The 26022-nt window shown below is 66.9% G+C and carries 24 protein-coding genes; 14 read left to right on the top strand and 10 right to left on the bottom strand.

Features of this window, described 5'->3' with window-relative positions; genetic code table 11:
• The first annotated feature begins 1 nt into the window (after position 1).
• Genes RHOSA_RS0119040 through wecB form a run of 3 tightly spaced genes read left to right on the top strand, consistent with a single transcriptional unit; the run spans position 2 to position 3529 of the window.
• Entirely contained in the window at positions 2-1033 is a 1032-nt protein-coding gene (locus RHOSA_RS0119040; protein WP_027289904.1) for a sulfotransferase, read from the top strand.
• Complete coding sequence (locus RHOSA_RS0119035) at positions 945-2396, top strand: glycosyltransferase (RefSeq protein ID WP_081728856.1); 1452 nt, start codon at positions 945-947, stop codon at positions 2394-2396. Before RHOSA_RS0119040 ends, RHOSA_RS0119035 begins: the two co-directional genes overlap by 89 nt.
• A gap of 8 nt (positions 2397-2404) precedes the next feature.
• Complete coding sequence (gene wecB / locus RHOSA_RS0119030) at positions 2405-3529, top strand: non-hydrolyzing UDP-N-acetylglucosamine 2-epimerase (RefSeq protein WP_027289902.1); 1125 nt, start codon at positions 2405-2407, stop codon at positions 3527-3529.
• Here the strand turns inward: wecB and RHOSA_RS23745 are convergent.
• The 4 genes from RHOSA_RS23745 to RHOSA_RS0119005 are packed head-to-tail and all read right to left on the bottom strand — an operon-like array spanning position 3526 to position 6880.
• Positions 3526-4803, bottom strand: coding sequence for a TIGR03087 family PEP-CTERM/XrtA system glycosyltransferase (locus RHOSA_RS23745; protein ID WP_081728855.1), 1278 nt, complete (start codon positions 4801-4803; stop codon positions 3526-3528). The two genes, wecB and RHOSA_RS23745, sit on opposite strands and share 4 nt — an antisense overlap.
• Positions 4800-5771: a hydrolase 1, exosortase A system-associated gene (locus RHOSA_RS23740; protein WP_051432351.1), complete on the bottom strand. Its 972-nt coding sequence runs from the start codon at positions 5769-5771 to the stop codon at positions 4800-4802. Before RHOSA_RS23740 ends, RHOSA_RS23745 begins: the two co-directional genes overlap by 4 nt.
• Positions 5768-6598: a serine aminopeptidase domain-containing protein gene (locus RHOSA_RS23735; RefSeq protein ID WP_051432350.1), complete on the bottom strand. Its 831-nt coding sequence runs from the start codon at positions 6596-6598 to the stop codon at positions 5768-5770. Before RHOSA_RS23735 ends, RHOSA_RS23740 begins: the two co-directional genes overlap by 4 nt.
• 21 nt (positions 6599-6619) lie before the next feature.
• Positions 6620-6880 carry an acyl carrier protein gene (locus tag RHOSA_RS0119005; protein WP_027289901.1) on the bottom strand — a complete coding sequence of 87 codons (261 nt, stop codon included), beginning with the start codon at positions 6878-6880 and terminating at the stop codon, positions 6620-6622.
• Positions 6881-7017: 137 nt separating this feature from the next.
• On the opposite strand from RHOSA_RS0119005, the gene RHOSA_RS23730 reads away from it, so the two are divergent.
• From RHOSA_RS23730 to RHOSA_RS0118985, 4 genes are all read left to right on the top strand, one after another.
• Complete coding sequence (locus tag RHOSA_RS23730; protein WP_051432349.1) at positions 7018-7818, top strand: GNAT family N-acetyltransferase; 801 nt, start codon at positions 7018-7020, stop codon at positions 7816-7818.
• A gap of 164 nt (positions 7819-7982) precedes the next feature.
• Entirely contained in the window at positions 7983-9941 is a 1959-nt protein-coding gene (locus RHOSA_RS23725) for an asparagine synthetase B family protein (RefSeq protein ID WP_051432348.1), read from the top strand.
• Positions 9938-11521 (top strand): acyl-CoA ligase (AMP-forming), exosortase A system-associated, encoded by a 1584-nt coding sequence (locus tag RHOSA_RS0118990; RefSeq protein WP_156092848.1) that lies wholly within the window; start codon positions 9938-9940, stop codon positions 11519-11521. Before RHOSA_RS23725 ends, RHOSA_RS0118990 begins: the two co-directional genes overlap by 4 nt.
• Entirely contained in the window at positions 11518-12783 is a 1266-nt protein-coding gene (locus RHOSA_RS0118985; RefSeq protein WP_081728853.1) for a pyridoxal-dependent decarboxylase, exosortase A system-associated, read from the top strand. Before RHOSA_RS0118990 ends, RHOSA_RS0118985 begins: the two co-directional genes overlap by 4 nt.
• A gap of 119 nt (positions 12784-12902) precedes the next feature.
• Here the strand turns inward: RHOSA_RS0118985 and RHOSA_RS23720 are convergent, their stop codons facing one another.
• Positions 12903-13661 carry a YdcF family protein gene (locus RHOSA_RS23720; RefSeq protein ID WP_051432347.1) on the bottom strand — a complete coding sequence of 253 codons (759 nt, stop codon included), beginning with the start codon at positions 13659-13661 and terminating at the stop codon, positions 12903-12905.
• 167 nt (positions 13662-13828) lie between these two features.
• Here RHOSA_RS23720 and RHOSA_RS0118975 point away from each other — a divergent pair, with 167 nt between their 5' ends.
• Positions 13829-14224 (top strand): hypothetical protein, encoded by a 396-nt coding sequence (locus RHOSA_RS0118975; RefSeq protein ID WP_027289898.1) that lies wholly within the window; start codon positions 13829-13831, stop codon positions 14222-14224.
• Between the two features lie 37 nt (positions 14225-14261).
• Here RHOSA_RS0118975 and RHOSA_RS23715 read toward each other — a convergent pair whose 3' ends face one another.
• The gene (locus RHOSA_RS23715; RefSeq protein WP_156092846.1) at positions 14262-15317 is read right to left on the bottom strand and encodes a polysaccharide deacetylase family protein; all 1056 of its coding nucleotides are present in this window, start codon (positions 15315-15317) and stop codon (positions 14262-14264) included.
• Positions 15318-15499: 182 nt separating this feature from the next.
• Here RHOSA_RS23715 and glmM point away from each other — a divergent pair, with 182 nt between their 5' ends.
• The 6 genes from glmM (at position 15500) to RHOSA_RS0118940 (ending at position 20858) form a co-directional block, all read left to right on the top strand.
• A complete protein-coding gene (gene glmM / locus RHOSA_RS0118965; RefSeq protein ID WP_027289897.1) occupies positions 15500-16906 on the top strand; it encodes a phosphoglucosamine mutase in 1407 nt (468 codons plus the stop codon).
• Positions 16903-17817 (top strand): S1C family serine protease, encoded by a 915-nt coding sequence (locus RHOSA_RS0118960; protein ID WP_027289896.1) that lies wholly within the window; start codon positions 16903-16905, stop codon positions 17815-17817. The genes glmM and RHOSA_RS0118960 overlap by 4 nt, the downstream gene beginning before the upstream one ends.
• A gap of 218 nt (positions 17818-18035) precedes the next feature.
• Positions 18036-18239 (top strand): hypothetical protein, encoded by a 204-nt coding sequence (locus tag RHOSA_RS24510; RefSeq protein WP_027289895.1) that lies wholly within the window; start codon positions 18036-18038, stop codon positions 18237-18239.
• A gap of 591 nt (positions 18240-18830) precedes the next feature.
• Positions 18831-19838, top strand: coding sequence for a UDP-glucose 4-epimerase GalE (galE, locus tag RHOSA_RS0118950; protein WP_037256667.1), 1008 nt, complete (start codon positions 18831-18833; stop codon positions 19836-19838).
• Positions 19839-20000: 162 nt separating this feature from the next.
• Positions 20001-20270: a hypothetical protein gene (locus RHOSA_RS0118945; RefSeq protein ID WP_027289893.1), complete on the top strand. Its 270-nt coding sequence runs from the start codon at positions 20001-20003 to the stop codon at positions 20268-20270.
• Between the two features lie 165 nt (positions 20271-20435).
• On the top strand, positions 20436-20858 hold the full coding sequence (locus tag RHOSA_RS0118940; protein ID WP_027289892.1) for a hypothetical protein: 423 nt from the start codon (positions 20436-20438) through the stop codon (positions 20856-20858).
• Between the two features lie 28 nt (positions 20859-20886).
• Here RHOSA_RS0118940 and RHOSA_RS0118935 read toward each other — a convergent pair whose 3' ends face one another.
• The 4 genes from RHOSA_RS0118935 to RHOSA_RS24955 all read right to left on the bottom strand — a co-directional run bounded on the left by RHOSA_RS0118935 (position 20887) and on the right by RHOSA_RS24955 (position 25805).
• Positions 20887-22242, bottom strand: coding sequence for a nucleotide sugar dehydrogenase (locus RHOSA_RS0118935; RefSeq protein ID WP_051432345.1), 1356 nt, complete (start codon positions 22240-22242; stop codon positions 20887-20889).
• Between the two features lie 259 nt (positions 22243-22501).
• Entirely contained in the window at positions 22502-23626 is a 1125-nt protein-coding gene (locus RHOSA_RS24960) for a TIGR04141 family sporadically distributed protein (RefSeq protein ID WP_322786845.1), read from the bottom strand.
• 103 nt (positions 23627-23729) lie between these two features.
• Positions 23730-25112, bottom strand: coding sequence for an IS1380 family transposase (locus RHOSA_RS0118925; RefSeq protein ID WP_027289740.1), 1383 nt, complete (start codon positions 25110-25112; stop codon positions 23730-23732).
• 57 nt (positions 25113-25169) lie between these two features.
• Complete coding sequence (locus RHOSA_RS24955; RefSeq protein ID WP_169816662.1) at positions 25170-25805, bottom strand: DUF6119 family protein; 636 nt, start codon at positions 25803-25805, stop codon at positions 25170-25172.
• Positions 25806-26022 lie beyond the last annotated feature (217 nt).

The raw sequence follows: 26022 nt of genomic DNA, 5'->3' as shown, positions 1-26022 counted from the left end.
CATGACTGTTGTCCCGCCCATTCTCGTGATCGGCGCCCCGCGTTCTGGCACCAGCTGGCTTGGTGCGATCCTGGATAGCCATCCGGCAACGCTGCTCCGTCACGAACCAGACACGATCGATCGGGATCTCTCCTACGGTTTTGTGACTGACGAGATGAATTGCGCCGCGGCTCGCCGGCATCTGGAATGCCTAAGTCACTGCCGGATGCTGAAGGCTGCGGGAGCGCGCCCGATCTTTCGAAAGTACTATCGTTCGTTGGTGGCGCGCGTCTTAAGGGCTGGGTTGATCTACGGCTTCAAGGGAGCAGAAAACTACGTGCACCCAGCGTTCCGGCGTCTGCGCGTGCCGGATTTGGTCGATCGAGGCTGGCCGCGCGTCGTCATCAAGTCGGTCGATCTCGGCCGTGCGCCGGTGTGGACGCACGCCTGGCCGGAGATGCCGGCTGTGCTGATTGTGCGTCATCCCTGCGGTCACGCGGCATCTGTGTTGGCGGGCCAGCGCAGCGGGCACTTGCCGCCCCGGCACCCGCTCACCTTCGCGGATTGCGAGCACGGCCGCAAGTACGGCATCTCGCCGCACTTTTTGGAGACCCAGCCGCCAGAAATCCAAACGGCGTGGCGCTGGGCCGTACTAAACGACCGCGCGCTGGAGCAAATGCGCGCTCCCTTGGTGATTACTTACGAATCCCTATGTGCCGATCCGGTTGGAGTAAGCCGGCGCGTTTTCGCGCACTGTGGCCTTGCTTGGAATCAGCAAAGCGAGACCTTTATCGCGCGGAGCACAAGCGGCGACGGAGCATTCTTTGAGACCCGGCGGAATCCGAAGGTCGCCGCGGAACGTTGGCGCACAATCTTCCCAGCCGCGGCGACCGTAATGCGAACTGTTCAGGGTACCCGCGCGGCCAGTCTGTTCGACCTGGAAGCGGATCTTGCCGAGCTGGCTGATGCGCGGGCAGGCCTCGACACCAAGCCGTTCGAGCCGGAACAACCGGATGACGGCGACCAGAGATCAACTATTGATATGGCGGGATAGGTCGAACATGCGCTTGCTGCTAGTCACTTGGTACTTCCCGCCGACCAACACCATCGCGGCCGTGCGGCTTAATGAACTGGCAAACCACCTATCTGTCGTCGGCCACGACGTTCGTGTACTAACCGCTCGGAATATCCCTGTTAGCATGGGCCTTTCAGGAAAACTGCCGGCCGAGCGGGTCGTGGCTGCATCCTGGTGCGACCTAACGCGTATTACCCGACCGGTGTCAGGCGCGCTCCGGCGCCTGCTTGTCTTAATGCGCCCCTGGGGCAAGTCGGGAAATCTGGTGCCTAGCTACTCCGAAATGGCCGGCGATGCTGCATCGGCGGCAACTACGTGGCGCCGACAGCTTCGCGAACTGCTGTTGTTTCCCGACTACTATGTCGGATGGATTCCGCCGGGCCTCAAGGCGGGCCGGGCGCTGACCCGAGATTGGACGCCGGACGTGATCTACGCCTCCGGCCCGCCATTCAGCGCGTTGGTGCTGGGCTGGCGGCTGGCGCGCGGGCTGGGCGTGCCGCTGGTGACCGAGTTCCGCGACCGCTGGAGCGACGATCCCTACTATCCGCCGGGGCGTCTGCGCGCGGCGCTCGACCGCTGGCTGGAAGGGCGGATCGTGCGTGGCTCCCGCGCCCTCGTGACCGTCTCCGAGCCTTGGGCGGAGACCTATCGCGCACGCTTCGCCAAGCCGGTGCTGACGCTCTACAACGGCTACGACCCCGAGTTGGTCGATCCCGCGCGGGCCGAGCGGACATCGGGCGGGCCGCTGCGCGTCGTCTACACCGGCAGCATTTATCCCGGGCGGCGCGATCCCGCCGTGCTGTTCGAGGCGATCCAGCGCCTCGGTGCCGATCCGGCGCAGGTGCTGGTGGAGTTCTACGGCACCGCGCCGCGGCACGTGTGGCCGATTGCCGAGCGGTACGGTGTCAGCGCGTGCGTGCGCGTTCACCCGCCGGTGCGCCAGCCGGAGGCGGTGCAGAAGCAGTTGGAAGCCGACGTGCTGCTGTTGATGCAGTGGGACGACCCGCGCGAACAGGGCAACGTTCCCGGCAAGCTGTTCGAGTACCTGGGCGCGCGCCGGCCGGTGCTGCTGATCGGCCTGGAAGGCGGGGTGCCTGACCGCATCCTGACCGCGCGCGCGGCCGGCACTCGGGCCCAGGGCGCCGAGCAGGTTGCCCGGCTGTTGTCCGGCTGGATGGCCGAAAAGCAGGCGCACGGCAGCTTGCCGCTGCTGCCCGAAAGCACCAGCCGCGGCCTCTCCCACGCCGACCAGTTCGCCCAGCTACCTGACTTCCTGACGCAGGTGCTGGCCGTGTCCCCGACCCCTGCGGCCAGCCGTACAGCGCCGCGCCCGGCGGAGTGAGGTTCCCTTTGACGTCCCTGTTGCAGGTTCATCTGATCGCGGGCGCGCGTCCCAACTTCATGAAGGTGGCGCCGCTCTACCATGCCCTCGCGGCCACGGACTGGGCGCGGCCGGTGCTGGTGCATACCGGCCAGCACTACGACGCGGCGATGTCGGATGCCTTCTTCACCGACCTGCAACTGCCCGTCCCGGACCATCACCTGGGGGTCGGCAGTGCCAACCATGCCCAGCAGACCGCGCGGATCATGGCGGGCTACGATACGCTGTGCGACACCGCCGTGCCGGATTGGACGATCGTGGTCGGCGACGTCAACTCGACGATCGCCTGTGCGTTGGTCGCGGCCAAGCGCGGCATCTCCTGCGCGCATCTGGAAGCGGGCCTGCGTTCGCGCGACCGCAGCATGCCGGAGGAGATTAACCGCCTGCTGACCGATCAGGCGTGCGATCTGCTCTGGCCGCCCTCGCAGGACGGCGTCGACAACCTGCTGGCCGAGAACGTGCCGGCTGCGCGGATCGAGCTGGTCGGCAACATCATGATCGACACGTTGGTGATGTTGCAGCCCGCGATCGCCGCCGCCGGCGTGCCGGAAAGCCTTGGGCTCAGCGGCTATGTGCTGGCGACCTTCCACCGACCCGCGAACGTCGACGACCCCGTGCGCCTCGCCACGATCTGCGAACAGTTGCTGACGCTCGCCGCGCGGCGGCCGGTCGTCTTCCCGGTCCATCCGCGCACCCGCGCGCGGCTGAACGACGCCGGGCTTTGGGCGCGGCTCGCGGCGCACCCGCAGATGCATCTCCTGGAGCCGCAGGGCTACATCGCGTTTATGAGCCTGGTTGCACAGGCGGGCCTGATCGTCACCGATTCCGGCGGGATTCAGGAGGAGACAAGCTACCTCGGTATCCCGTGCCTGACCGTCCGACCGAATACGGAACGGCCGGTCACGATCGACCTCGGCACCAACCGCCTGATCGAACCAGGGTCGATCGCACAGTTGGGCGACGCGGCGCTCGACGGGGCGCGCGGTCCCGCGCAGGCGATCCCGCTGTGGGATGGCCATACGGCAGAACGGGTGGTTGCGAGTCTGGCCCGCGCGGCGGGCGTGACGGCGCCGATGGTGTCTGCGGCGTCCTAGCGGCTGACGAGGGTTGCCAGGCGAGCGTCGAACTCCGCCAGCGTGGTCGTCCAGCTGTAGTCGCGTTCGACGAGCGCCCGCGCCGAGGTGGCCAGGCGGGCGCGTTCGCCCGGTGTGCGCAGCAGCGATAGCACGGCCTCGGCGGTATCCGCCGGGGTGGCGGCGGTCAGCAGATGTTCGCCCGGCACCGCCTGAACACCACGGCCGGCCAGCTCGCTCGCCACCACCGGCACGCCCATCGCCATCGATTCCAGGATCTTGTTCTGCGTGCCCCGGGCGATCAGCAACGGCGCCACGGTCGCCGCCGACCGCCAGACGTACGGCCGTACGTCCTGTACGCGCCCCGTGACCTCAACGCCCGGAAGCTGCGCCAGTGCCCGCACGCCCGGCCCCGGATCGGCGCCGACGATGGTGAGCTGCAGGTTCGGCCGCTCGGCGCGCAGGCGCGGCAGCACGTCGGCGCAGAAACGCACCATTGCCTGCTCGTTCGGGAAATAGTCCATCCGGCCCAGGAAGCAGATCCGGTCGGGATCGTACGGCGCGGGGGAGGGGTGGAAGAACTCCAAGTCGACACCGTTGCGCACCACCGCGCTTGCGATCGGCCGGCCCCGCGTGGTCGCGGCAAGGGCCTGCAGCGTGGCGTCCTCGAACGCGGTGGTGGACAGGCACAGGTCGAAGCGCCGCGCCATCGCCCGTTCCAGCCGGCCGAGCGACCGGCCTTCCAGTGTGTACAATAGCCGCTTTGCTGGGGTGGCGAACGGTCGATAGTCCAGCCACTTCGCCGAATCCACGTCGACGTAGTCGAGAACTTTGAACGGAATCGGCAACTCGCAGACATACGGCGCCACGGCCGAGCAGTGCACGACCGCGAGGTCGAAGTTTCCGTTCTCCGCAAGCGTTCGGAGCTGGCGGCGCAGGCTCGGCTGGTCGAAGTACCCGCGCGAGGCGGAGCGGCCCAGGCCGGCACTCAGGCAGGTGCGCATCAGCCCGGCGGCGCGGGGGATCGGGGCGGCGATCACGCGCACGCCAAGCGCCTCCAGTGCCGCAATCTGGTCAGCCTCATCGCCGCGGAGCGGCGCTGCAACCGTAACCGCGTTCGCCCGGGCAAGATGGCGGATCGCGTGAAACGCCCGCACCCGCGCCCCGTCGTTCGGGGGATAGGGAAAGCGGTGGGTGACGTAGAGGATGCGCTGGCCTTGGAGCCTGGGCGTGGGCGGCGTGTCCGTGCATGGTCCCGGACGGGCGTCGACGGGCGGCAGCAGCGTTTCGGTCATCGGCCCAGAACCTTGGCGTGGGGGGTGTTTGTGGGGCGCGCATGCGTTGGGCTCGCCGACTGGGCCGATGCCATCTCCGGCAAGCCGTGCAGCCACGCCACCGTCGCGTCCGCCGAGGCGCGGTGCGCGCGCCAGCCCGCGCAGGTGTGGTCCGCGTCCGCCAAATGGACGCGTTGCAATCGGGAGGTTTCCATGAGCCGCTGCCAGCCCGGCATCGGCTGCACCGCGTCATCGAACTCGCGCGCGGTCAGGTCTTGTTCGCTCAACAGCACGAGCACGTTCCCGCGAACCCGGGCGAGGTCGGTGACCACGCGTGCGGCCAGGCTTTCGTCCGTGGGGGTCGATGTCTCGTCGCTCCGGTTCCGCCGGGTCACCCGGCTTGCCGCGCGCGCCAGCGCCCGCTGGGCGAGCCGGGAAAAATCGCGGGTGTGCGTCCGGCCGCGTAGCAGGTTGGTCCAGAAATCCCGCTGCAGCGGGCGCTTCAGATAGTAGTGCCGCAGCAGCGCGCGGTCGTGCGTCTCCGGCTCGCGGATCCACGGGTTCACGGCGGCGATCCCCACGACGTCCGGCGTCCGGGCGGCGATCCCGGCGGCGGCGGGCACCGCGTCGCACAGCGCCCACAGCGCGATGCACGTGACCTCCGGCATGGCCGCGCGGAAGGCGGCGAGCCCAGCCTCGATATCCGGGGCGATGTTCGGGAAGCCGGGATGGTTCGCCGCGTTGTCGCCGATCCCGCGATAATCGAAGCGGAACACGGCGATCCCGGCGGCGGCGAGGTCGCGGGCCAGATCCACGAACTGCCGATGCCCGCCCACCCGGTACTGTGGCCCGCCCACCACGATCGCGACCCCCACGGGCGCGGGCACGGCCGGCCTGTGCAGGATCGCCACGGCCTCGCTCCCGACGCAGTCGAAGGTAAGCGCGACTTCCCGCGCCGTCGTCGTCGCGCTCTGGTGCCGCGCGCTCACGCCGCGACCTGCTGCGGGGACAGGGTGTTGCACAGCTCCGCCACCAACGGGTCGGCGGTTTCCGGTTCGGCAAGCTGCCAGACGGCCGGTGCGGCGATGCTACGCCGCGTGTCTGCGGCCGAATGCCAACCGGCCGGCAGGGCAGGGGACTGGGTCGGGGCGTCGCTGCCGGGTGCGCGGATATCCAGCCAGGCGATGGGCAGGCCGGCCGGCGGCGGCAGGTCGCCCAGCCGGCATGCGCTCAGCCCCTCGGCCAGGGCCGGTGCGATCGCGTAACCGCCGACCTCCACGGCCTCGCCCGTCTGCCAGGCCGCGCGCAGGTCCGCGCGGCTCTCCCGCTGGCCTTGCGCCATCGCCGCGGCAATGCGCACGCGCAGCAGCTGGTCCAGGAAACGGCCGCCGTCGGTCACCGGCTGCACCAGCGTCAGACCGGCCACGGCGCCCGGATGCTGGCGGGCGGTCGCAGCGGCGAGCAGCGCGCCGGTGCGTACCGCGATCAGGTGCACGGGATGTCCGGTCTCTGCCGCCAGGCGTTCGGTCAGGGTGTCGAGTTCCGCCTGCCAGATTTCCCAGGTCGCTGCTGCGAAGGCGCCGGCACTGTCGCCGGTGCCGTGCAGGTCGGGCAGCAGGGCCGTGTGCCCCTGTGCGGCGAGGCCACGGCCGGTTGCCGCCAGGAAACGCCGGGCGCGGTTCATCTCCTCCGCGAACGGCGGCACCAGCAGGGCTGCTGTGCCCAGGCTGCCGCCGGCCGCCGGGAAGCGGAGTGTGAAGATCGCCCCGGCGGGGCCATCGACGAACGCGGGCTGTAGTCCGGGGGGCGGGGGCATGGTCGGAACGGGTCGCGTTCGTCAGGCCGCGTTGGCGGTCAGCTTGTCGTCGACGAAGACGGTCAGGCTGCCCAGGGTGGCGAAGTGTTCTGCGGTTAGTTCCTCGTCATCGATCACGATGTCGAAGTGCTCTTCCAAACCGGCGACCACGTTGACCACGGCCATCGAATCGAATTCAGGAATCTCGTCCAGTAATCCGGTTTCCGGCGTGAAGGTCTTGACGGAATCGCCCAGTTGAAGGGTTGATGCCAGAACCTCGCGCACCTGCTCGAATGTCGTCATACTTGTCATCCCAACTTGTAACGGAGACGGTGGATGCCGGTCCGTTTGACCTATCCAAGGCACCGATGGGTGTCCAGCCAACCCCGGCGGGGCAAACGGGCACCCCCGAAAGAGAGCCGGTTTCAGGGGCTTGCGTGATGACCACCGTCTTCCGTCGTTTCCGCTGGCCGTGGCTTGGTCGGGTCGTGGCAACCGTATGCGCGCTCGGCGCCTGGAGTACGCTGCTTTACGTTCTGCACCGGGTCTGCGCGCGCCTTCCGGTGGCGATCTCCGTCTACAGCTATCGTTTGGTGGCGCAGCCGGTGGCGGCGACGCCGCGCCTGCCCGCCCGCCGGGCAGCGCGTTTCACCAGCCGGTTGCTCCAGCCGGGTGATCCCGCGCTGAAGGCGCTCCCGTCCGACCGGGCGGTGGTGAAGCGCCGCTTCGCGCAGGGGGCGGAGTGCCTCGCGCTCTATCGTGACGACACGCTCGTGGGCACCCTATGGTTCGTCGTCGGCGCCTATCTGGAAGACGAGGTGCGTTGCCGCTTCGTGCCGCTGCCAAGCGGGCGTTGCAGCTGGGACTTTGACGTTTATGTCGACCCGGCCTTCCGCATGACCGGCGCGTTCGCCGCGCTCTGGGACGCCGCTGACGCGGAGCTCGCCCGGCGCGGCGTGGTTGCGAGTCTGAGTCGGATTTCCGCGTTCAATCCGGCTTCGCTGCGCGGTCACGCCAGCTTGGGGGCCGTGCCCGTGGGCCGGGCTGACTTCCTATGCCTCGGGCCGCTGCAGGTGATGCGCGCGTCGTGTGCGCCGGGGCTGTCGGTCGGATGGGGACCGCAGGCTGTCCCGACGCTGCGGGTCGATGCGGGGCCGATTTCGGTGGGCGCGCGGGAGGTGCCTGCGCCGTCGCCCGCGGTGTCGGCCCGGCACCCAGTCGGGGGTCATCCGGAAGGGTGAATTCGCCCCACACGCCCGGCTGCTAGGCTGCTGGAGCCTTGGGAGACCCACGGCGCTTCCTTCGTCCCTGCCAAGTTTGAGTGCGGTCCTGCATGCTCGATTATTCCGCTCTTGTCGGCCGTCGGCTCCGCCGTCCGGGCCGGCATGCGCACGGCGCCTAAGTCATGCCGGCGTTGTTCGGTTGGATTGGGTCCGTCCGGCTGGGCGGCTCTAACCAGTTACTACGCCTTGCGGCAACGCGGCCGGGCGAGTCCTGGAACGCGGGCGATACGGCGGCGAACGGCGCGTGTGCACTGGGCATTTGCGGCGTTCCGGACACCGCCGATCGGGCGCCCGTCGGCTATGGTCGCGATGAAGCGGGCCGGCAGGTCGCTTTCATTGGCCGGCCGCGCTTTCGCGCGCAAGCCTGGCAGGCCCGTGTAGGCGAGATCGGGCTGCCGGCGGCGCTGCTGCAGGCCTACTTGGCCCGTGGCGATGGGCTGGCGGCGCAGTTGGTCGGTGCCTTTGCGCTTGTCGTGCTCGACCCGGTAGCGGGACGCGCCGTGCTGGCGATCGACCGGATGGGCGTGGAGCAGCTGTTCTACGCCGAGGCGGACGGCGGGCTCGTCTTCGCCACCGACCTCGACATCTTGGCGGCCCATCCGCGCGTCGATACCGAGATCACGCCGCAGGCGGTTTACCGCTACGCGTTGAACTACGTCTCCCCGGCGCCGGAGACGATCTACGCCGGCGCGGCCAAGCTGCTGCCGGCCCATGCGCTTGAGTGGTGTGCCGGGCGCCAAGTTCAGCAGGTGCCCTATTGGCATCCGCCGGCCCCGGGCAGCGTTTCCGGTCGCCGGGACGCGCTTGCCGAGGAGTTGCATGATCGGCTGGACGGGGCGGTGCGGGGCACGCTGGCGACGCACCCCGCGCAGCATCCGGGCGCCTTTCTGAGCGGCGGGCTGGACAGCTCGGTGGTCGCGGGCTTGCTCGGCCAGGCGGCCGGGGCGGGCACGCCCGCGTTCACGATCGCGTTCGAGGATCCGCGCTACGACGAAAGCAGCTACGCGGCCTGCGCGGCGGCACACTTCGGCCTCGCGCACAACACCCGTCATCTGAGCCCGTCGGACGCCGCCGACCTGGTGCCGACGCTGGCGGCGGCGTGCGACGAGCCGTTCGGCAACTCCTCACTCCTGCCGGCCTACGTTTGCGCGCGGATGGCCCGGGAGGCGGGCGTCGATCTGTTGCTGGCCGGCGATGGCGGAGACGAGCTGTTCGCCGGCAACAAGCGTTATGTCGAGCAGAAGATCCTGGGCCTGTACGGCCATCTGCCCGGAGCGGTCCGCGCCGGACTGAGCACAACGCTGTCGGCGCTGCCGTCGCGCCTGGCGGTTTCCTGGCTGGGCAAGGCGCAGCGCTACGTCGCGCGTGCCGCCCAGCCGATGCCGGAACGCATGATTGAGAGCGGGATCTACCGGCGCGACGTGCTGGATCACATCTTCACCGCCGATGCCCTGGCGGAGATCGAAGTGGATGCACCCGCGGCGACCTGGCGCCGGCACTATGCGGAGGCGGGGACCGATGATCTGGTGCATGCCATGCAGCGCCTCGACTGGCGGGTGACGCTCTCGGACAACGATCTGCGCAAGGTGCAGCGCGCGGGCGCGCTGGCGGGCGTGGAGATCGCCTACCCGATGCTCGATCCGGGGCTGGTCGAGTTCGCCGCCGGGCTGCCGTCGAACCTGCTGATCCAGCGCTTCCGCCTGCGGGCCTTCTTCAAGGACGCGATGGTTGGCTTCCTGCCGCAGTCGATCCTGACCAAGCCCAAGCATGGCTTCGGCATGCCGTTCAGCGAGTGGACGCGCAGCGACGCCGGTCTTTGGGCCCTGGTGGTCGACGCGTTTGCCGCGCTCAAGACCCGGAAGATCTTCCGCGCCGATTTCCTGGACCAGGTGCTGCGCGCCCACGCAGACGACAGTGATCCCGAGCTGTCCGCGATCGTCTGGGACCTGTTGATGCTGGAGATCTGGTGGCAGGCGCGCGAAGCGCCGGTCGACCGCCGTGTCGCGCAAGCGCCCGGCCATCCTGACCATCGGTCCGATCCCGCGTCCGCCGTGGACGCCTTGCCGGAGGCCTCCCTATGATGCTGTTTCAGACTCTGCGGGCGCAGGCCGCCTGTCGGCCCGACGCACCGGCGCTCAAGGCCGGCGCGCGCGCGCTGAGCTATGGCGAGGTCGCGGCCCTGCAGGACGGGGTCGCGCGCGCCTTCGCGCAGCTAGGTCTGGCGCGTTTGGACCGGGTCGCGGTCTATCTGGACAAGCGGATCGAGACGGTGGCGGCGGTCTTCGGCGCCTTCGCCGCAAACATGATCGCGGTGCCCTGCAACCCGGTTCTGAAGGCCCCGCAGATCGGTCACATCCTGCGCGACAGCGGCGCGCGCGTAATGGTCACGAGCGCCAGCCGGCTGGCCACTCTCTCGGCCGACGTCGCGGACAGCGCGGTCACCCACGTGGTGGTCGTGGATGCGGCGGCGCCGGACGGTCCAGCCGGCATCGCCGTCCTGACCTGGGCGGACTTCCTCGATGCAGCGGGTGGGGGCCCGGCGCCGGCCGGTCCACCGGTCGACAGCGATCCGGCGGCGATCTTCTACACCTCCGGCAGCACGGGCAAACCGAAGGGCGTGGTGGTCTCCCATCGCAATCTGGCGGTCGGCGGGGCGAGCGTAGCAGGTTACCTGAAGAACAACGCGCAGGACCGTATTCTGGCGCTGCTGCCGCTCAGCTTCGACGCCGGGTTCAGCCAGCTGACCACCGGGTTCACGGCGGGCGCCTGTCTGGTGCTGCATAACTTCCTGCTGCCGGCGGATGTGCCCAAGGTGTGTGCGCGCGAGGGGATCACCGGCCTGACCTGCGTGCCGCCGCTGTGGATCCAGCTAACCCAGGTCGCCTGGTCGGAGGCCGCGCGCGAGCAGCTGCGCTATTTCGCCAACACCGGCGGGCACATGCCGCGCGATGTGTTGGCCGCCTTGCGGGCGCTGTTCCCGAACGCCGCCCCCTATTTGATGTACGGCCTGACGGAGGCCTTCCGGTCGACCTACCTCGATCCGGAGGAGGTCGATTGTCGTCCGGACTCGATCGGCAAGGCGATCCCGAACGCCGAGATCCTGGTGGCCCGGCCCGACGGGAGCTTGGCCGGGCCGGGTGAACAGGGCGAGCTGGTGCACCGGGGCCCGCTGGTCGCGCTCGGTTACTGGAACGACCCCGAACGTACCGCCGAGCGTTTCAAGCCCGCGCCCGGCCAGCCGGCGGAACTGCCGATGGCGGAACCAGCGGTCTGGTCCGGCGATTTGGTGCGTCTGGACGCTGACGGCTTCCTCTACTTCGTCGGCCGCGGCGACGAGATGATCAAGACCTCCGGCTACCGCGTCAGCCCGACGGAGGTGGAGGAGGCGATCTTCGCCAGTGGCGTGGTTGCGGAAGCGGCGGCCTTCGGCGTGCCGGACCGGGCGCTGGGTCAGGCGATCGTCGCCGCCGTTGTCGCCAAGCCGGATGTGACGGACGCCCCGGATCGGGTGTTGGCGCACTGCCGGGCGGCGCTGCCGCGCTTCATGGTACCGCAGCAGATCGCGTTGCGCGCCGGACTGCCGCGCTCTCCAAACGGCAAGATCGATCGCAAGCGCCTGGCCCAGCAGATGACCGAACCCGCCCAGGAGATCGAGGCATGAGCGAACTCGAGGCGCGTCGGGGTCCGCTGACGGCTTCGGCGGCGGTGCACCCTGCTCTGCAGCCCTGGGAGGCTGCTGGGGGTGAGCTGCGGATCGGCGGCCAGCCGGTGAGCGCGCTGGCACGTCGGGCGGGGCGGACGCCGTTCTACGCCTACGACCGGGCCAAGATCGCCCAGCGGGTCGCGCACCTGCGCAACGCGCTGCCGCCGTCGGTCCATCTGCACTACGCGATCAAGGCCAATCCGATGCCGGCGGTGATCGCCGAGCTTGCCCGGCTGGTCGATGGGGTCGACGTCGCCTCCGGCCTGGAGTTGCAGGCCGCACTCGACGCCGGTGTGAACCCGGCGCACGTCGGTTTCGCCGGGCCCGGCAAGACGGACGCGGAACTGACGCAGGCGATCGCTGCCGGGATCGTGATCGAGCTGGAATCCGTGGGCGAGATGCGCCGTGCCGCTGCGATCGCGCGCGCCCAGGGCGTGCGGCCCAGCGTGGCAGTGCGGGTGAATCCCGACTTTCGCCTCAAGGGCGCGGGTATGCACATGGCGGGCGGACCGAGCGCGTTCGGCGTCGACGCGGAAGCGGTGCCCGACCTGCTGGCCGAACTCGCGGGGTTGTCGCTCACGTTCGTTGGCTTCCACATCTTTGCCGGCTCGCAGAACCTGAACGCCGAAAGTTTGGTTCAGGCCGAAGCGGCGATCGTCGATCTGGCGATCCGGTTGGCCGAACATGCACCGGCCCCGGTGCGCCATCTGAACATCGGCGGCGGCTTCGGCGTGCCCTACTTCCCCAAGGATGTGTCGCTCGACCTCGCGGCCGTCGGCCAGGCGCTGCACCCGCTGGCCGAGCGGGTGGCCCACGCGTTGCCCGAGGCGCGCCTGGTGATCGAACTGGGCCGTTACCTGGTCGCGGAGGCGGGCGTGTACCTGACGCGCGTGATCGACCGGAAGGTCAGCCGCGGGCAGACCTACCTCGTCACCGACGGCGGCTTGCACCACCATTTGGCCGCGACCGGCAACTTCGGGCAGGGCATCCGGCGGAACTTTCCGGTGGCGGTGGCCACCCGGTTCGACGCGCCGGCGACGGAAACGGTGAGCGTGGTCGGCTGCCTGTGCACGCCGATCGACCTGTTGGCCGACAAGGTGACCCTGCCGTATGCCGAACCGGGCGACCTGATCGCGATCTTCCAGTCCGGCGCCTACGGCTTCTCTGCCAGCCCCCGCGATTTCCTGAGTCACCCGCAGCCAGCGCAGTTGCTGGTGTAGCGGGGGCCGGCTTGTCCCTAACGCATAGGAAAATTCGGCTGTTTCCCTTCTAACGACGCGCGGGGGCGGTGCCCGGGGGGCGCGGCCAGGAAGCCTCACGGGCCAGCCGTTGCGAACTCCTAGCCGCCGTCCGCGTCGCGCGCCCAGCGGTAGTAGATCCGTCCGAGCAGTTCATGCAGGGCCCAGTAGCTGGTTTGCAGGCCGCTGGGCTGGGGCAGCAGGCTGTGGAAGCTGGGTCCGGGCGGGGCGATGAAGCCGGTCGGTGCGGGCACGATGTCGAGCCCATGTGCCCGGAAGGCGTGGGCGGCACGCGGCATGTGCCAGGCGTGGGTGACCAGGAAGACCCGCTCGATTCCGGCCTGTTCCAGCAGGCGGGCGCTGTAGCGTCCGTTCTCCCAGGTGTTGCGGGCTTGCGCTTCGACCCAGCGCACCTCCGCGTTGGACCAGTGGCGCAGGAAAGCCGCCATCTCCCGGGCGATCGGGCGATTGTCGTCCCCCCATGGGCCGCCGGTGACCAGCACGGGCAAGCCGGTGCGCTCGGCGAGCTCGGCGCCGTACAGCAGGCGGGTGGTCGACAGGCTGTCCAGGCGTGGTTGCGCCGGCCCGTCGGTCCAGCTGCGCAGGCCCGCGCTCAGGATGACCACGGCCCCGGGGCCGTTTGGATCGGGGCGCAGCGAGTCCGCCGAAAGGGGTGGGGCGGTCTGGTGCCAGGACAGGGCCGTGTCGCCCACGATCGGCGTGCAGGTCAGGTAGGCGATTGCGATGCTGATCGCTGCAGGCCAGCGGGCACCCACGCCGAGCACCCGGGCGCCCAGAAACAGTGCGCCGGCGAACAGGAACAGGCCGCCGGGCGGCAGAAGCAGAGATTTCCAGTCCATCGCATCCATCGAGGAAGGAGGGGAGCTTACCAGGAATCTGGTGCCGGGAGGGACGCTACGGAGGGTGTACCCTGCCTGCGCGTTTGCCAGGCAGGGCACGCACGGGGACTCCTATCCTATCGCGTGTGGGCAACTTTTTGAGCCCGGAAGCAAAGGATACTCGTGTCATGACGGAACAGATGCCGGGCGCACTCAACCTGTTGATCCTGTGGGGCCCGCCGATCCTCGCCCTGCTGCTGCTGGCCGTGGTCGCGGCTTTGGTGTTGGTGATCGTCGAGCTGAAGCGTCTGCGGGGGAGTGTGTTTACCTTCGACAACTCCGTCCATCTGCGCCTGCGCGATTTGCAGACGCAGATGCAGGCGGCCGGACCGGCGCGCTACGCGCTCGCCGCGTTCATCGCCGCGCAGAGCGACAGCGGCCGGTCGACGCAGGAATTGCGCCATGAGTTCGAGGCGATGATGGGGGACTTCCAGCGCCTGGAGGACGCGGTCGACGATGTGCTGCGCGTGCTCGATCAGGCGGAGCGTCCGGCGGTGAACGGCGCCGGCCGCAGCCACGCTTGAACTTGGGGAGTGCCGCGTCCGCGGCGCCTTTGGAGGGTTAGCGTGTCTTGTCTGCGGCCAGCAGCCGCGCGCGGATGTCTAGGGGCGTGGCGGGCTGCCCCCCGATCTCCTCGAGGAAGAAGTCCAGGTACCCCTCAAGCCGGACAAGGAAGCTGGCGACCGCTTCGGACGTGTCGGCATAGGGACTGCCACCCGGCAGCAGCGTCGAGCTGTGGTAGGCGAGGCAGAACACCCGCTGCCCGTCCGCCAGCAACGCCCGGGTCAGGCGTTTCATCTCCGAAAGTGTCGTGCCCTCGGGGCTGAGCCGGACGCGTTCCAGCATCCGGGTGCGTGCCAGCACGCCGGGTACCCGCAGGCGTTTGGCCCACGGTGCGCTCAGGCGCGGGAAGCTGCGCGGGCCGGTGGCGCGGGCGACCCCGGCGAAGCCGGCGGTCAGCGGCAGTTCCAGGATACCGGCGCCAGTATTGAGCCACGCCGGGTCCGCCGGTAGATCGGTGTAGTCCGGCCCGCCGTCGGCCGTGAAGGCCGTGTGCGCGACCATGCTGCTGTCGACCGTGTAGCCCAGCTCGCGCAACAGGCCAGCGGTGTGCGGGCCGAAGCCGTAGCGCCCGGCCTTGTAGACCTGTGGCTGCACGCCGGTGGCCTGCACGATCGCGGTTGTCAGAGTCTGCAACTTCGCCCGTTCCAGCGCGGCCGGCAGGTTGCCGGCGTAGGAGTTGACGGGCGTCACCGCTTCGTCGTCCGGCGGCGTGACCCAGGGGTGCAAGTGCGCCCCGATCACCGCCTCACCGGTCGTGGCAAAGCTGCGCAGCACCGACGCGCTGTCGGGGGTGGCGACGACGGGATGATCGGTGACGTAGGTCGGGACCACGCCGCGGGCGCGGAAGAGCGCTTGCGCACGTGGCTGTTCGGCGATGTTGCGCACGCAGACGTTTTCGCGCGCGAGCGGTTTGGCCCAGTCGAACTCCTCCTCCGTATCGATCACGACGACCAGCCTTGGCCGGTCGAATGCCGCGCGCTGTGTGGCGCGTGGAATCGGCTGCAAGGTGGAAGGTTCGGGAATCCAGGGAGTTGGCAAAGGGTCCGTGGTCATGCCCGAAGTCTAACCGCTGAAAGCTCGCAGGGGGTGGACCGGAGGAGGGACAAAAGGGGCATTTGGCCGCCCGCAACCCCACCAACGGGGAATGGGCGCGCAGTGTGGGGTGCGTACACTTGTCGCTCTGACACACCCGCAGCGGTCAGTCGTCCGCGGGCAAGAGATGACAAGGGACAGCTATGACCGGACTTTTCGGGACTGACGGGGTGCGCGGGCGGGCCAACAGCGAGCCGATCACCGCCGAGACCGTGCTGCGCCTCGCCATGGCGGCGGGCGCCCTGTTCCGCCGCGGCGATCACCGTCATGTCGTCGTTATCGGCAAGGATACGCGGCTGTCCGGCTACATGCTGGAGCCGGCCCTGACCGCCGGGTTCACCGCGATGGGCATGGACGTGGTGCTGCTGGGCCCGATCCCGACCCCGGCGGTGGGTATGCTCACCCGTTCGCTGCGCGCGGACTTGGGCGTGATGATTTCCGCGTCCCACAATCCCTACTGCGACAACGGGATCAAACTTTTCGGTCCCGATGGATTCAAACTTTCCGATCAGTTGGAATCCAAGATCGAGCGGTTGATGGAGTCTGGCCCGGACGCCCTCTCCCGCGCGACGCCGGAGGCGCTGGGCCGTGCGCGGCGGATGGAGGATGCCACCGGTCGCTATATTGAGTTCGCCAAGGCGACCTTCCCGCGCGGGTTGCGTCTGGACGGGCTGCGTATCGTGGTCGATTGCGCCAACGGGGCCGCCTACAAGGCCGCCCCGCGCGTCTTCTACGAATTGGGTGCGGAGGTGATCGCGGTCGCGGACGCGCCGGACGGCCTCAACATCAACGACGGCTGCGGTGCGACCGCGCCCGAAAAGCTGAGCTGCACGGTTCGCGACCGGCAGGCGGACATTGGCATCGCGCTCGACGGCGACGCCGACCGGGTGATCCTGGTCGATGAGCGCGGGCAGGTGGCCGACGGCGACCAGATGCTGGCGCTGATCGCCCGGCAGCTGCACGCCCGTGGCGCGCTTGCAGGCGGCGGCGTGGTGGCGACGCTGATGGCCAACCTCGGCCTGGAGCGTGACCTGATGGCGCGCGGGCTGCAGTTGATTCGGACACCGGTCGGCGACCGGCACGTCGTTCAACGCATGCGTCTGGGCGGCTATAACGTCGGCGGGGAAAGCTGCGGCCACATGGTCTTCGCCGACTACACCACTACCGGCGACGGTGTGATCGCGGCGCTGCAGGTGTTGGCCGCGATCGCCGAGGCAGACCGGCCGGCGAGCGAGATGCTGGCGGTGTTCGACCCGGTTCCCCAGCGCAGTACGAACGTGCGCGTGGATGAACCGGCGCGTCTGCTGCGCTTTGCTCCGGTACGTCGCGCGCTGGTGGCTGCGGAGCAGGCGCTGAAGGCTGGCGGTCGCGGTGGCCGATTGGTCGTGCGGCCGAGCGGGACCGAGCCCGTGGTGCGAATCATGGCGGAGGGCGACGACGCCGGCTTGCTTGCGCGCGTGGTCGACCCGCTGAGCGCCGAACTGCACGCCGCCGCGGCCGAGACCGAGACGGAAACCGAGCCGGCGGATCGCCGCCAGGTCACGGCATGATGCCGCGCGGGCGCGCCATGGTGCCGGTGTGGGCGGCCGCCACCGGGCTGGCCCTGTTGGCTGGCGTGCCATCCGGTGCGCACGGAGCGTCCGCGCCGGAGTTGGTGAACTGCTATGACCCCGCCCGTGGGTTGGTGCAGCGCATGGTGCCCAGTGCCTGCACCGGCGAGATCGTCGATGAAAGCCGCGCCGAGGAAATCGACCGCGACCGCCGGCAAGCCCGCGCGGCCCGGTTCCGCGCGACCGAACAGAAGCGCGAAGAACTCAAGCGTGCGCACCGCTCCGGCAGTGCGGTATTCGTCAGCGACGATGGCTATCTGGTCACGGCCAAGCATGTCGTCGATGGCTGCCGGGCGGTGACGGTCCAGCTTCCCGATGCGCGGGCAACCGCAGCCGAGGTGGTCCGGATGGCCGCCGACACCGACCTTGCCTTGCTCAAAGTCGACCACGCCCCCTTGGCGATCGTTGAACTCGCCCCGTTGCCGGGGGGTAGCCCGAATGCCGATCTGAGCAAGGGAATCCGTGAGGCCACAGCGATCGGCTTTCCATCGCTGGGCCGGGTGGTCATCCGCCCGGTCAGCACGCGTGCGCCGGTGTTGGGAACCCGCCCGCTACCGCCGAGCCCGGTCCCGCGGCTGGTGTTGCAGGCGCGCGTGCACCCGGGGAATAGCGGCGGTCCGGTGGTCGATTCCGAAGGTCGGCTGATCGGCATCCTAATCGCCAAGTTGGACCGTTCGGCGGTGTTCGCGCGGGTCGGCGAACTGCCGCCGGACATGGCGATCGCCGAGACCGGTCGGTCGGTGGCGGCTTTGATGGATGCGGCCGAGGTGTCGGTGACGCCGATCGGTGGACCGGGCCGGGGTCTGCAGGATGCGCTTGGCGCCAGCGTGCGGGTCGAGTGTCAGCCTTAACGCCCGCAGGGTTGCGCTGTGCGTGCAATCAAACGGGGTAGTGAGCTACGCATACAGGTCTCCAGCTAACTGTTCGGGTCTAACCGGCTGCGCTGCGCCCTTCCCCTTCAGAACTGTTCAGGCCGACCGTGCTGATGCGTAGACTCGAGCCTGTTGAACGGAAGCCAAGCCGGTCGATCCTGCTATCGGCTGCTCGGCCCAACGGATGGAGGGATGCCATGCCCCTGCTCGCGATCGCTACCCTTGGACTCCTGTGTGCGTTCGCCGGGGGCGGGGTGGGCGCCGGTCTGGCGCTGGCCGGCGGTCTGGAGCCATCCATGGCCGTGGTGCTGTCGCTGCCCGCGGCCGCTGCGGCGAGTTATTTTGGCTGGCGGGTTACGCCGGTCGAGAAGGTCCAGGGGCCACACCGGCGGACAGCTTAAATCCCCGCAAGCTGAGAACACGCCGTCTCCGGGCTGGGCGGCTGTTCAAGAGACGCGATAGCACGTCACATGGTTCATAAGTTTTTTGAGCGGTTACGTCAGCGCCATGACGAGCCAGGCAACGAGACCCCAGCCCAGCAGGCCGGCTCCGACCCAAACGGCGACGGCTGCTGGATAGCCTAGGCGTTTCCCGATTTTTTTAGAGTTGTTGGGTCCGGACATCTGCGGGTGCCGATCGAGAATTTGGTTGCCGCCTGGATGTGTCACGCCGCCAACCTTCCGCCTGGAGTGTGGGGACTCAGTCTGTAGCTTTGCACAAGCTTTTTCTGTGGCAAAGCGAATGTGAGTGACGCAGTTTCGCTTTTTGGAACGGCGGGCCACGGCTGGCACCGGCCGAGCAATCGCTCACGCGTATGAAGCGGAGCTATCCGTGCGGGGTCGCTGAGCGGCTACTCCCCCCGAAGAAATAGGCCGGTTGAGATCGCTGGCGAGGACGGGTCGCTAGCTACCCCGGAAGCGTGCCCGAGCCGGCCGCTGTGCCCCGATACCCTGAGATCTGACAGTCGATTTGCCAACTTCGGGGTGCCACGCGTGAGCGACAAAGTTTTGATCACCGGCGGGGCCGGCTATATCGGTAGCCATACCGCCTGGGCGTTCCTGGACCGCGGCTATCGGGTTGTCGTTCTCGACGATCTGTCGACCGGTTTCGAAAGCAGCGTACCGGCCTCCGCACGCTTCGTGCGCACCCGTCTGGACGATATTGGCAGTGTGCGGGAAGTGCTGGCCGCCGAGCGGCCGGCCGGCGTGATCCATTTCGCCGGCAGTACCGTCGTGCCGGAGTCCGTGGCCGAGCCGGCGCGCTATTACACCAATAACACCGCGAACAGCCTGGCCCTGTTCGATGCCTGTGCCGAAGCCGGCGTGGGCACGGTGATCTTCTCCTCCACCGCCGCCGTCTATGGCATCACGGGGAGCGCGCCCGTGGCGGAAACCGCACCGACGGCCCCGATCAGCCCGTACGGCTGGTCGAAATTGTTCACCGAGCGCATGCTGCAGGATATCGCCCAGGCGCGCGGCATGAGCGCGGGCATCCTGCGCTACTTCAACGTCGCGGGAGCGGATGGGCAACTGCGCACAGGCCAGTTGACCCGTGGGGCGACCCATCTGATCAAGGTGGCGGTGGAGTGTGCGGTCGGCGCGCGCCCGGCGATCGAGGTGTTCGGCGACGACTACGACACGCCCGATGGCACCTGCGTGCGCGACTTCATCCATGTGTCCGACCTGGCCGAGGCGCACGTGCTGGCATTTGAGCGGCTGCACGCGGACGGCGGTCAGTTGCTGCTCAACTGCGGCTACGGACGCGGCTATTCGGTGCGTCAGGTGCTGGACACGGTCACCGCGCTGGCTGGGCCGATCGCGGCCCGCCACGCATCCAGAAGACCGGGCGATGCGCCCAGTGTGGTCGCGGATACGCGGGCCTTGCGGAACACGCTGCCTTGGTCGCCGCGCTACACGGATTTGCGCGACATTGTGGCGACGGCGCTCGCCTGGGAGCGGGCGCAGCAGAGCGCGCGCCCGCGGCTCGCCGAAAGCGCGTAGCCGCGCAGTTCTCGCGCACGCCTATATTGTACGAACTGTCGCGGCTCAACCTGGCTTGCCGGGTCGGCCCCTCATGGGGTGGTATCTTGTGTCGTAGCGCGCGTTGTTTAGGGATGCAGGCGTCCCCAGATAACGGGGTGCCCGCAGCCTTGAGAGTCCCTCATGAAAAACATCACCCCATCACAGGAACGCACGCAACCTGGCCGGGGATCGGCCCAGCGCAAGGGGGCGTCCGTCGTCGCCGGAATCGCGCTGTTGCCGTTCGTTCTGGTTGGCTTGGCGGTCGCCGGGGTCGTGCTGGCGGTCGGGCTGATTTGGGCGGCGGCCTGGGCGATTGTGATCGCCGTGGCCGGTGCGTTTATCGTCGCGGGCCTTGCGGCGGTGGTGGCTTTCCTGCGGGTCCAGCAGGACCGCGACGGCCAACAGCGCTGACGCCCGGCACCACTCTCTTGCGTTAGAGGCGATTGCAGGCGCGACTTTGGACTAAGCCCCGTTCACATCCTTTTGATATCGCCGTCCGGTAGTGAGGGCCCATTTCCTCCCCAGCTTCACGCATAGCCAGCTATTGGCTGCGTCATGACATAGCAAGGGTTTGCGATGCGCTTTTTGATCGCCTTCGTCGCCGGCTTTCTCGCAACACTGATCTTCCACCAGGGGGCCATCGCGCTGCTGCATGGTGCCGGAGTGATCCCAATCGCTCCCTATCCGCTTCAGCCGACCTGGCCGTTCGGCGTACCGCAGGTCGTCTCGCTCGCCTTCTGGGGCGGCGTCTGGGGGCTCGTGCTCTGGCCCGTGATCCGGAACGCCCGCGGGCTGAAGTACTGGGGCACGTGCATTCTCGTCGGTGCGGTCGGGCCGACGGCGGTGGCGATGCTGGTGGTGTTCCCGCTCAAGGGCATTCCGGTGGATGCCGTTAAGATCGTCGGCGGGCTGGTTCTCAACGGCATCTGGGGATTCGGGACCGGTTTGCTGATCCTGAGCTACTTCGTGGCCAAGGGCTGGCTGCGGCGGCCGGCATAGATGAGCATGGCCGGCGCCGCAGCGTCGCTTACGCCTTGACGATCCGTGGCGTCCGGTAGCCGTGCTTGGCCATCGCGTTGCGCGTGTCGATCACCAGCGCCGCGGATTCCGCGATCGTTGCGTAGTCGATGTCGTCGTGGTCGGTCGCGATCAGCACGGCATCATAGTCGGCCACCGTTTCGGCGGTCAGGTCGACCGACGGTCGGCCGGTGAACTGCGGATACTCGCGCATTGCCGGAATCTGCGGGATGTAGGGATCGTGGTAGTCGACCCCGGCTCCCTTTTCGGTCAATAGCTCCAGCAGCTTGAACGACGGGCTCTCGCGCGGGTCGTCGACGTTCTTCTTGTACGCCAGTCCCACCAGCAGCACCCGCGCGCCGTTGAGGGCGCGGCGCTGGCGGGCATTCAGCGCTTCGGCGAGCCGGTTGATCACCTGGCGCGGCATCGAGACGTTGACGTCGCCCGCCAGCTCGATGAAGCGGGTCGACATGTCGTACTCGCGCGCCTTCCAGGTCAGGTAGAAGGGGTCGATTGGGATGCAGTGTCCGCCCAGGCCCGGACCCGGATAGAAGGGCATGAAGCCGAACGGCTTGGTCTTGGCGGCGTCGATCACCTCCCAGACATCGATGTCCATCGCGCCGTAAACCTGCTTCAGCTCGTTCACCAGCGCGATGTTGACCGAGCGGAAGATGTTCTCGGTCAGCTTCACCGCTTCGGCGGTGCGCAGGTCGCGCACTGGCACGGTCTGCGGCACGATCGCGTCGTACAGCGTTTGTGCGAGCTTGAGCGCGTCGGCCCCGTCGCCGCCCACAACCTTGGGAATTTTGCCGGTGGCGAAGTCCTTGTTGCCCGGGTCCTCGCGTTCCGGCGAGTAGGCGAGATAGAAGTCGGTGCCCGAGGTCAGGCCCGTCTCCTCCAGGATTGGACGGATCAGCTCGTCGCTCGTGCCCGGATAGGTTGTCGACTCCAGGATCACCAGCTGCCCGGGGCGCAACTGCTTGGCGACCGCCCGCGCGCTCGCCTCGACGTAGGTCATGTCGGGTTCGCGGTTGCGGTTCAGCGGGGTCGGCACGCACAGCAGCACCGCATCCGGCTCGCCCAGGCGCGTGAAGTCCGTGGTGGCGGACAGGCAGTTCTCCGCGCGTGCTTCGGCGAGCTGCGCATCGCTGATGTGTTTGATGTAGGACCGTCCCGCAGCCAGGGCGTTGACCTTTTTGGGATCGGAATCGAAGCCCATGACGGGAAACTGGTTTGCCGCGAATGTCATCGCGAGTGGTAAGCCAACGTAACCCATGCCGACGATGCCCACGGCGAAATCGCGTGTCTCGATCCGGCGGAGCAGCGCGTTCAGCGGTTCGGTCGTGTTGGCGGTGCTGTCAGACATCGCGGTTCCTTCGCCTCGCGGAGTTGGCATTGAATATAGTCGGGAGGGTCACTCTAGCTGTACTGGCCAGCGGGCGGATGGCGCGAAAGGAGCAGATGCGGGCGCGTCCGGAGGATATCGGTTGGGGTGCCTTTCATTCATAATTGCACCCTGTAGACGGAGAGGACTCGCGCAGACACCTACCTTTTCCTGGTAGCACTGCCGGTCAGTGTACCACGGGCAACCTTCACTGCCGGTGCCTCAAGGACGTATCGTGCTCTCATATGATGCGGGTATCCAAGCATATGAACCGGACGGTCACTTGGTATTCCATAGCCTCTAGGCTGCTGGCTTCATCCCGGAGCGAAATCTTGCTGAAGAAGGGGATGTTGAACTCTCCGGTAGCGCGTGGATTATCTGCGATCCAAAATTCGACGCTCCAGTTTCGATGATCATCATTGTGTGCTTCGATTAACCTGTCCGCCGCATTATTCCCCGCTGTTCTCCGCACGAGAGCCTCAAGGGATGTCATTGCTGACGGGAATCGTCGAAACTGTTGTGCAGAGTTAGCGCCCTGTTTGAAAAAGTGGCTTAGAATTGAGGAGCGGCGAGAGCTTTTCTTTACATGAATAAATCTCTTTCCTTCGATGTCGAGCAGATCACACGGCTCGAAACCGGACCGCTGAACATCCTCTATTCTAACTTCTTTCTGATCGAGTAGGATGTAGCCATACTGTTCCGCGAGTTCCTGATTATACAGTGCTTCGTTCTGGTACTTCCCGTTCCTTCCACCTTCATCGTAAATCTTCCGTAACGGTGGTGGCGGCTCGCCCTCCCACTCGCTCTTAAGGGCCCAAAAAGAATCCTCAATAGATTGCTTATAAGCCTCATCGACCTGATACCATTCGCCCTCGTTGATCGCGTACAGGTCGCCGTCGTAGATAATAGATCCAACCAAAGCCGTTCGAATTGCCCATCGTTGCTTTGGCCGTGCACCGTCTTCGTAGATTGCCACAACTTTGTGGCTCTTTAACTTTTGTGCGTCCAGGGTCGGTAGTTGCTCGCCCATTGCCGCCGTGTAATGACTAAGGAGAAGGTCTGGGTGTCGACCGCGCAGGCCAGGCCCGCAGAATGCATAGGCGACCCCTTCGTCCTCGTAGCTCGCAGGAAGCCCTAACTCGAAGTCGGCATGACCATTTCGTATGCGTTCTGCTGCAAGTCCATCAAGAAAATCAACTTTCCGGCGATCGGCGATCGGCGTCACGACGTCAATAATACGAAAATTCGTGCTTTGGTAGTAATTAGAGTGAAAAAATTCCAAGGCCTCCGAGGCTAACCCGCTTTTCTCACCAGGGCTTCTGAGCCGTCGTCGTGGGGTGCAGTCGACGGTTGCTGTGTGATCCAGAGCGACGCAGGCATGCCTGATCCTTGCGCCGCGTGGGCGCTACCAGGTCAGTTCGGGTCCAGCGTTGTTGATTGGCGGGTGACGGTAGCGCGGGTCGCGCGGATCAACGGCACAATCGGGCGTGCGCCAGGGCGAACTCCTCAGCATAGGGGCAGGCGGAGGCCATGGCGACGCGGATGCGACGAACGGTGACCGTTACCTGCGCGCCGATCTTCATGAGCTTCAGGCGCAGCGACCCGCAGGTCGCCTTCTCCAGCTGGGTGTGCGCGAGTGCGATCCGGCGCAGGGCCGCGAGCAGGACGTAGGCGATCGACGCGAACCATAGGCGGAGCTGGTTGGCCTTCATGGTCGCCGCGCTGGTGCGGTCGGCGAACATATCCAGCTGACATTCCTTGATCCGGTTCTCCATCTCGCCGCGCGCACAGTAGACCCGCTCGTAGAGCGTCCGGGCATCGACCTCTTTCGCCGGCAGGGACGTCACGACGAACCGCGGGTTGGCGCCGTTCTCGTCGCGGTTCGGCATCCACTCGGCCTTGGCTACCACTCGCCGGCGCCGGGTCCAGCTGTTCAGCGTGGTCCAGCGGAAGTCGGCAAACCGGCGGGCCGGCTTACCGGTCCGCTCCGCCTCATCCTCGGCCCAGGCCAGATCGATGTGGATCTGGTCGACCAGCCTGGCGTTGCGTGCGAGACCGAACAGGAAGTCGACCTTGTTTGTTTCGCACCACGCCATCAGCGCCTCGCGCGTAAACCCGCTGTCACCGCGCAGCAGGATCTTGACCTTAGGCCAGCGCTGGCGGATGCGGCTGACGATACGCGACATCTCCTCGACCGAACCCGCGCTGGCGTCGATGTTGGACCGGCGCAGCTTCGCCGCTATGAGGTGCTCGCCGCAGAACACGTAGAGCGGCAGGTAGCAGTAACAGTCGTAGTAGCCGTGAAAGAACCGTCCTTCCTGGCGGCCGTGGATCGGGTCGTCCGTGGCGTCCAGGTCGAGCGTGATGCGTGCCGGAGGCTTGGCGTGCGCGTCCAGGAAGAGATCGACGAACAGGTGTTCGATCGCGTCCGGATCGTGGGCGATCTTGCGGTACCGGTCGCCGTCGACCGGGGCGTGCTCCAGCCGGTTCAGCGTGCTTTTGCCGGCCAGCGGCGCGCAGCGGGCCCGGCGCGCCTCCAGCCTGCCGAGAACGGGCCCGAGCACCGGGTCACGGCGCAGGTCGTCGTGATCGTTCAGATCCTCGTAGCCGAGCGCGATGCCGAACACGCGCTGGCCGACCAGGGTGCGGACATCATGAACGACGCGACCTGCTGTCCGGCCATCCGTGAAGCAGGCGGCGAACCGGTCAACCAGGTTGATCGCCTTGTCGGTCGCGCCCAGCAGCAGCGCGCCGGCGTCCGAGGTGATCGCCCCACCGCCAAAATCCGCCACCAACTCGCGGCGATCGAGGCGTGCGAAAAGCATAGAGTCCGGGTTACACTGTGTCGGCATCGGGGGCTCCGCTGAGATCGGGTTAAGTGTCTGTTGGCGCTTACACTTTCGCCGATTTCAGACCCCGATGCACCTTCCTTCGTGAGAGATCCGGGCTAATTCTGGAAGATTCGAGATTTCAAACTCGCCGGAAACCTTCAACGATCGAGAGCCGGTGACCGCTTCAGCTGATGCCTCGTCCCGGGTGTTGCCGCTTACTTTCCGAACGAGGTCTAAAGCATCATCTAGACCAAAAGAGCTAAAGTTTCTCTGAAATGGGGAGAGTGCGACGCCGCGCAACGCGTCACCTAGATTGGCTCTTTCTAACCGCTTTAACTTGCTTTCGTCCAACGCGTTTAAGGCAACTCTAAGGCCAAAATCCCCCTCCAGATTCTCCTCTTTGAGGTACATCCAGCCATGACCAAACGTTGCGGCAAATGTTCTCTCCGCCGTGCGGAAAATGACTAGAGCACACGTAGATTTAGTTTGAATTGGTTGAGCGATTCCGAATTCGTTGCGGAGTTCAGTAAGCCAACGTGGTTCGTGCTCGCTTCCGGTGAACACGAATACCTTGGCGCCATCACCGAATTCATCCACCTCAACGACACGGGTTGAAGGTTCGTTCAATCGCTCTAAAGCCCCTTCAGACAAGAGGGCATTGAAGTCGCCAGTGTCTTCTTTTGCTAAATACAGCGTAAAGGTCTTCTTGCGCACTCTATCCCCCTTCTTTCTCCCTTCTAAGGCGGCAATACCAGTTAATATACCATATTCAGCAACGAAATGTCGCATTTACTATGAAATGAGAATGGCTGGTGTCTATAGAGGTATTCAGTTTTTCCCGGTTGCCGGATCATTATCGATCATAGGTCATTCATCCGGGATGAAATTGTCCGAATATCACTTATATATTAATGGTATTTGTCGAATTGTT

The sequence above is a fragment of the Rhodovibrio salinarum DSM 9154 genome (assembly GCF_000515255.1).
Classification (GTDB): Bacteria; Pseudomonadota; Alphaproteobacteria; order Kiloniellales; family Rhodovibrionaceae; genus Rhodovibrio; species Rhodovibrio salinarum.
This window is presented reverse-complemented; position numbering and strand designations above follow the sequence as displayed.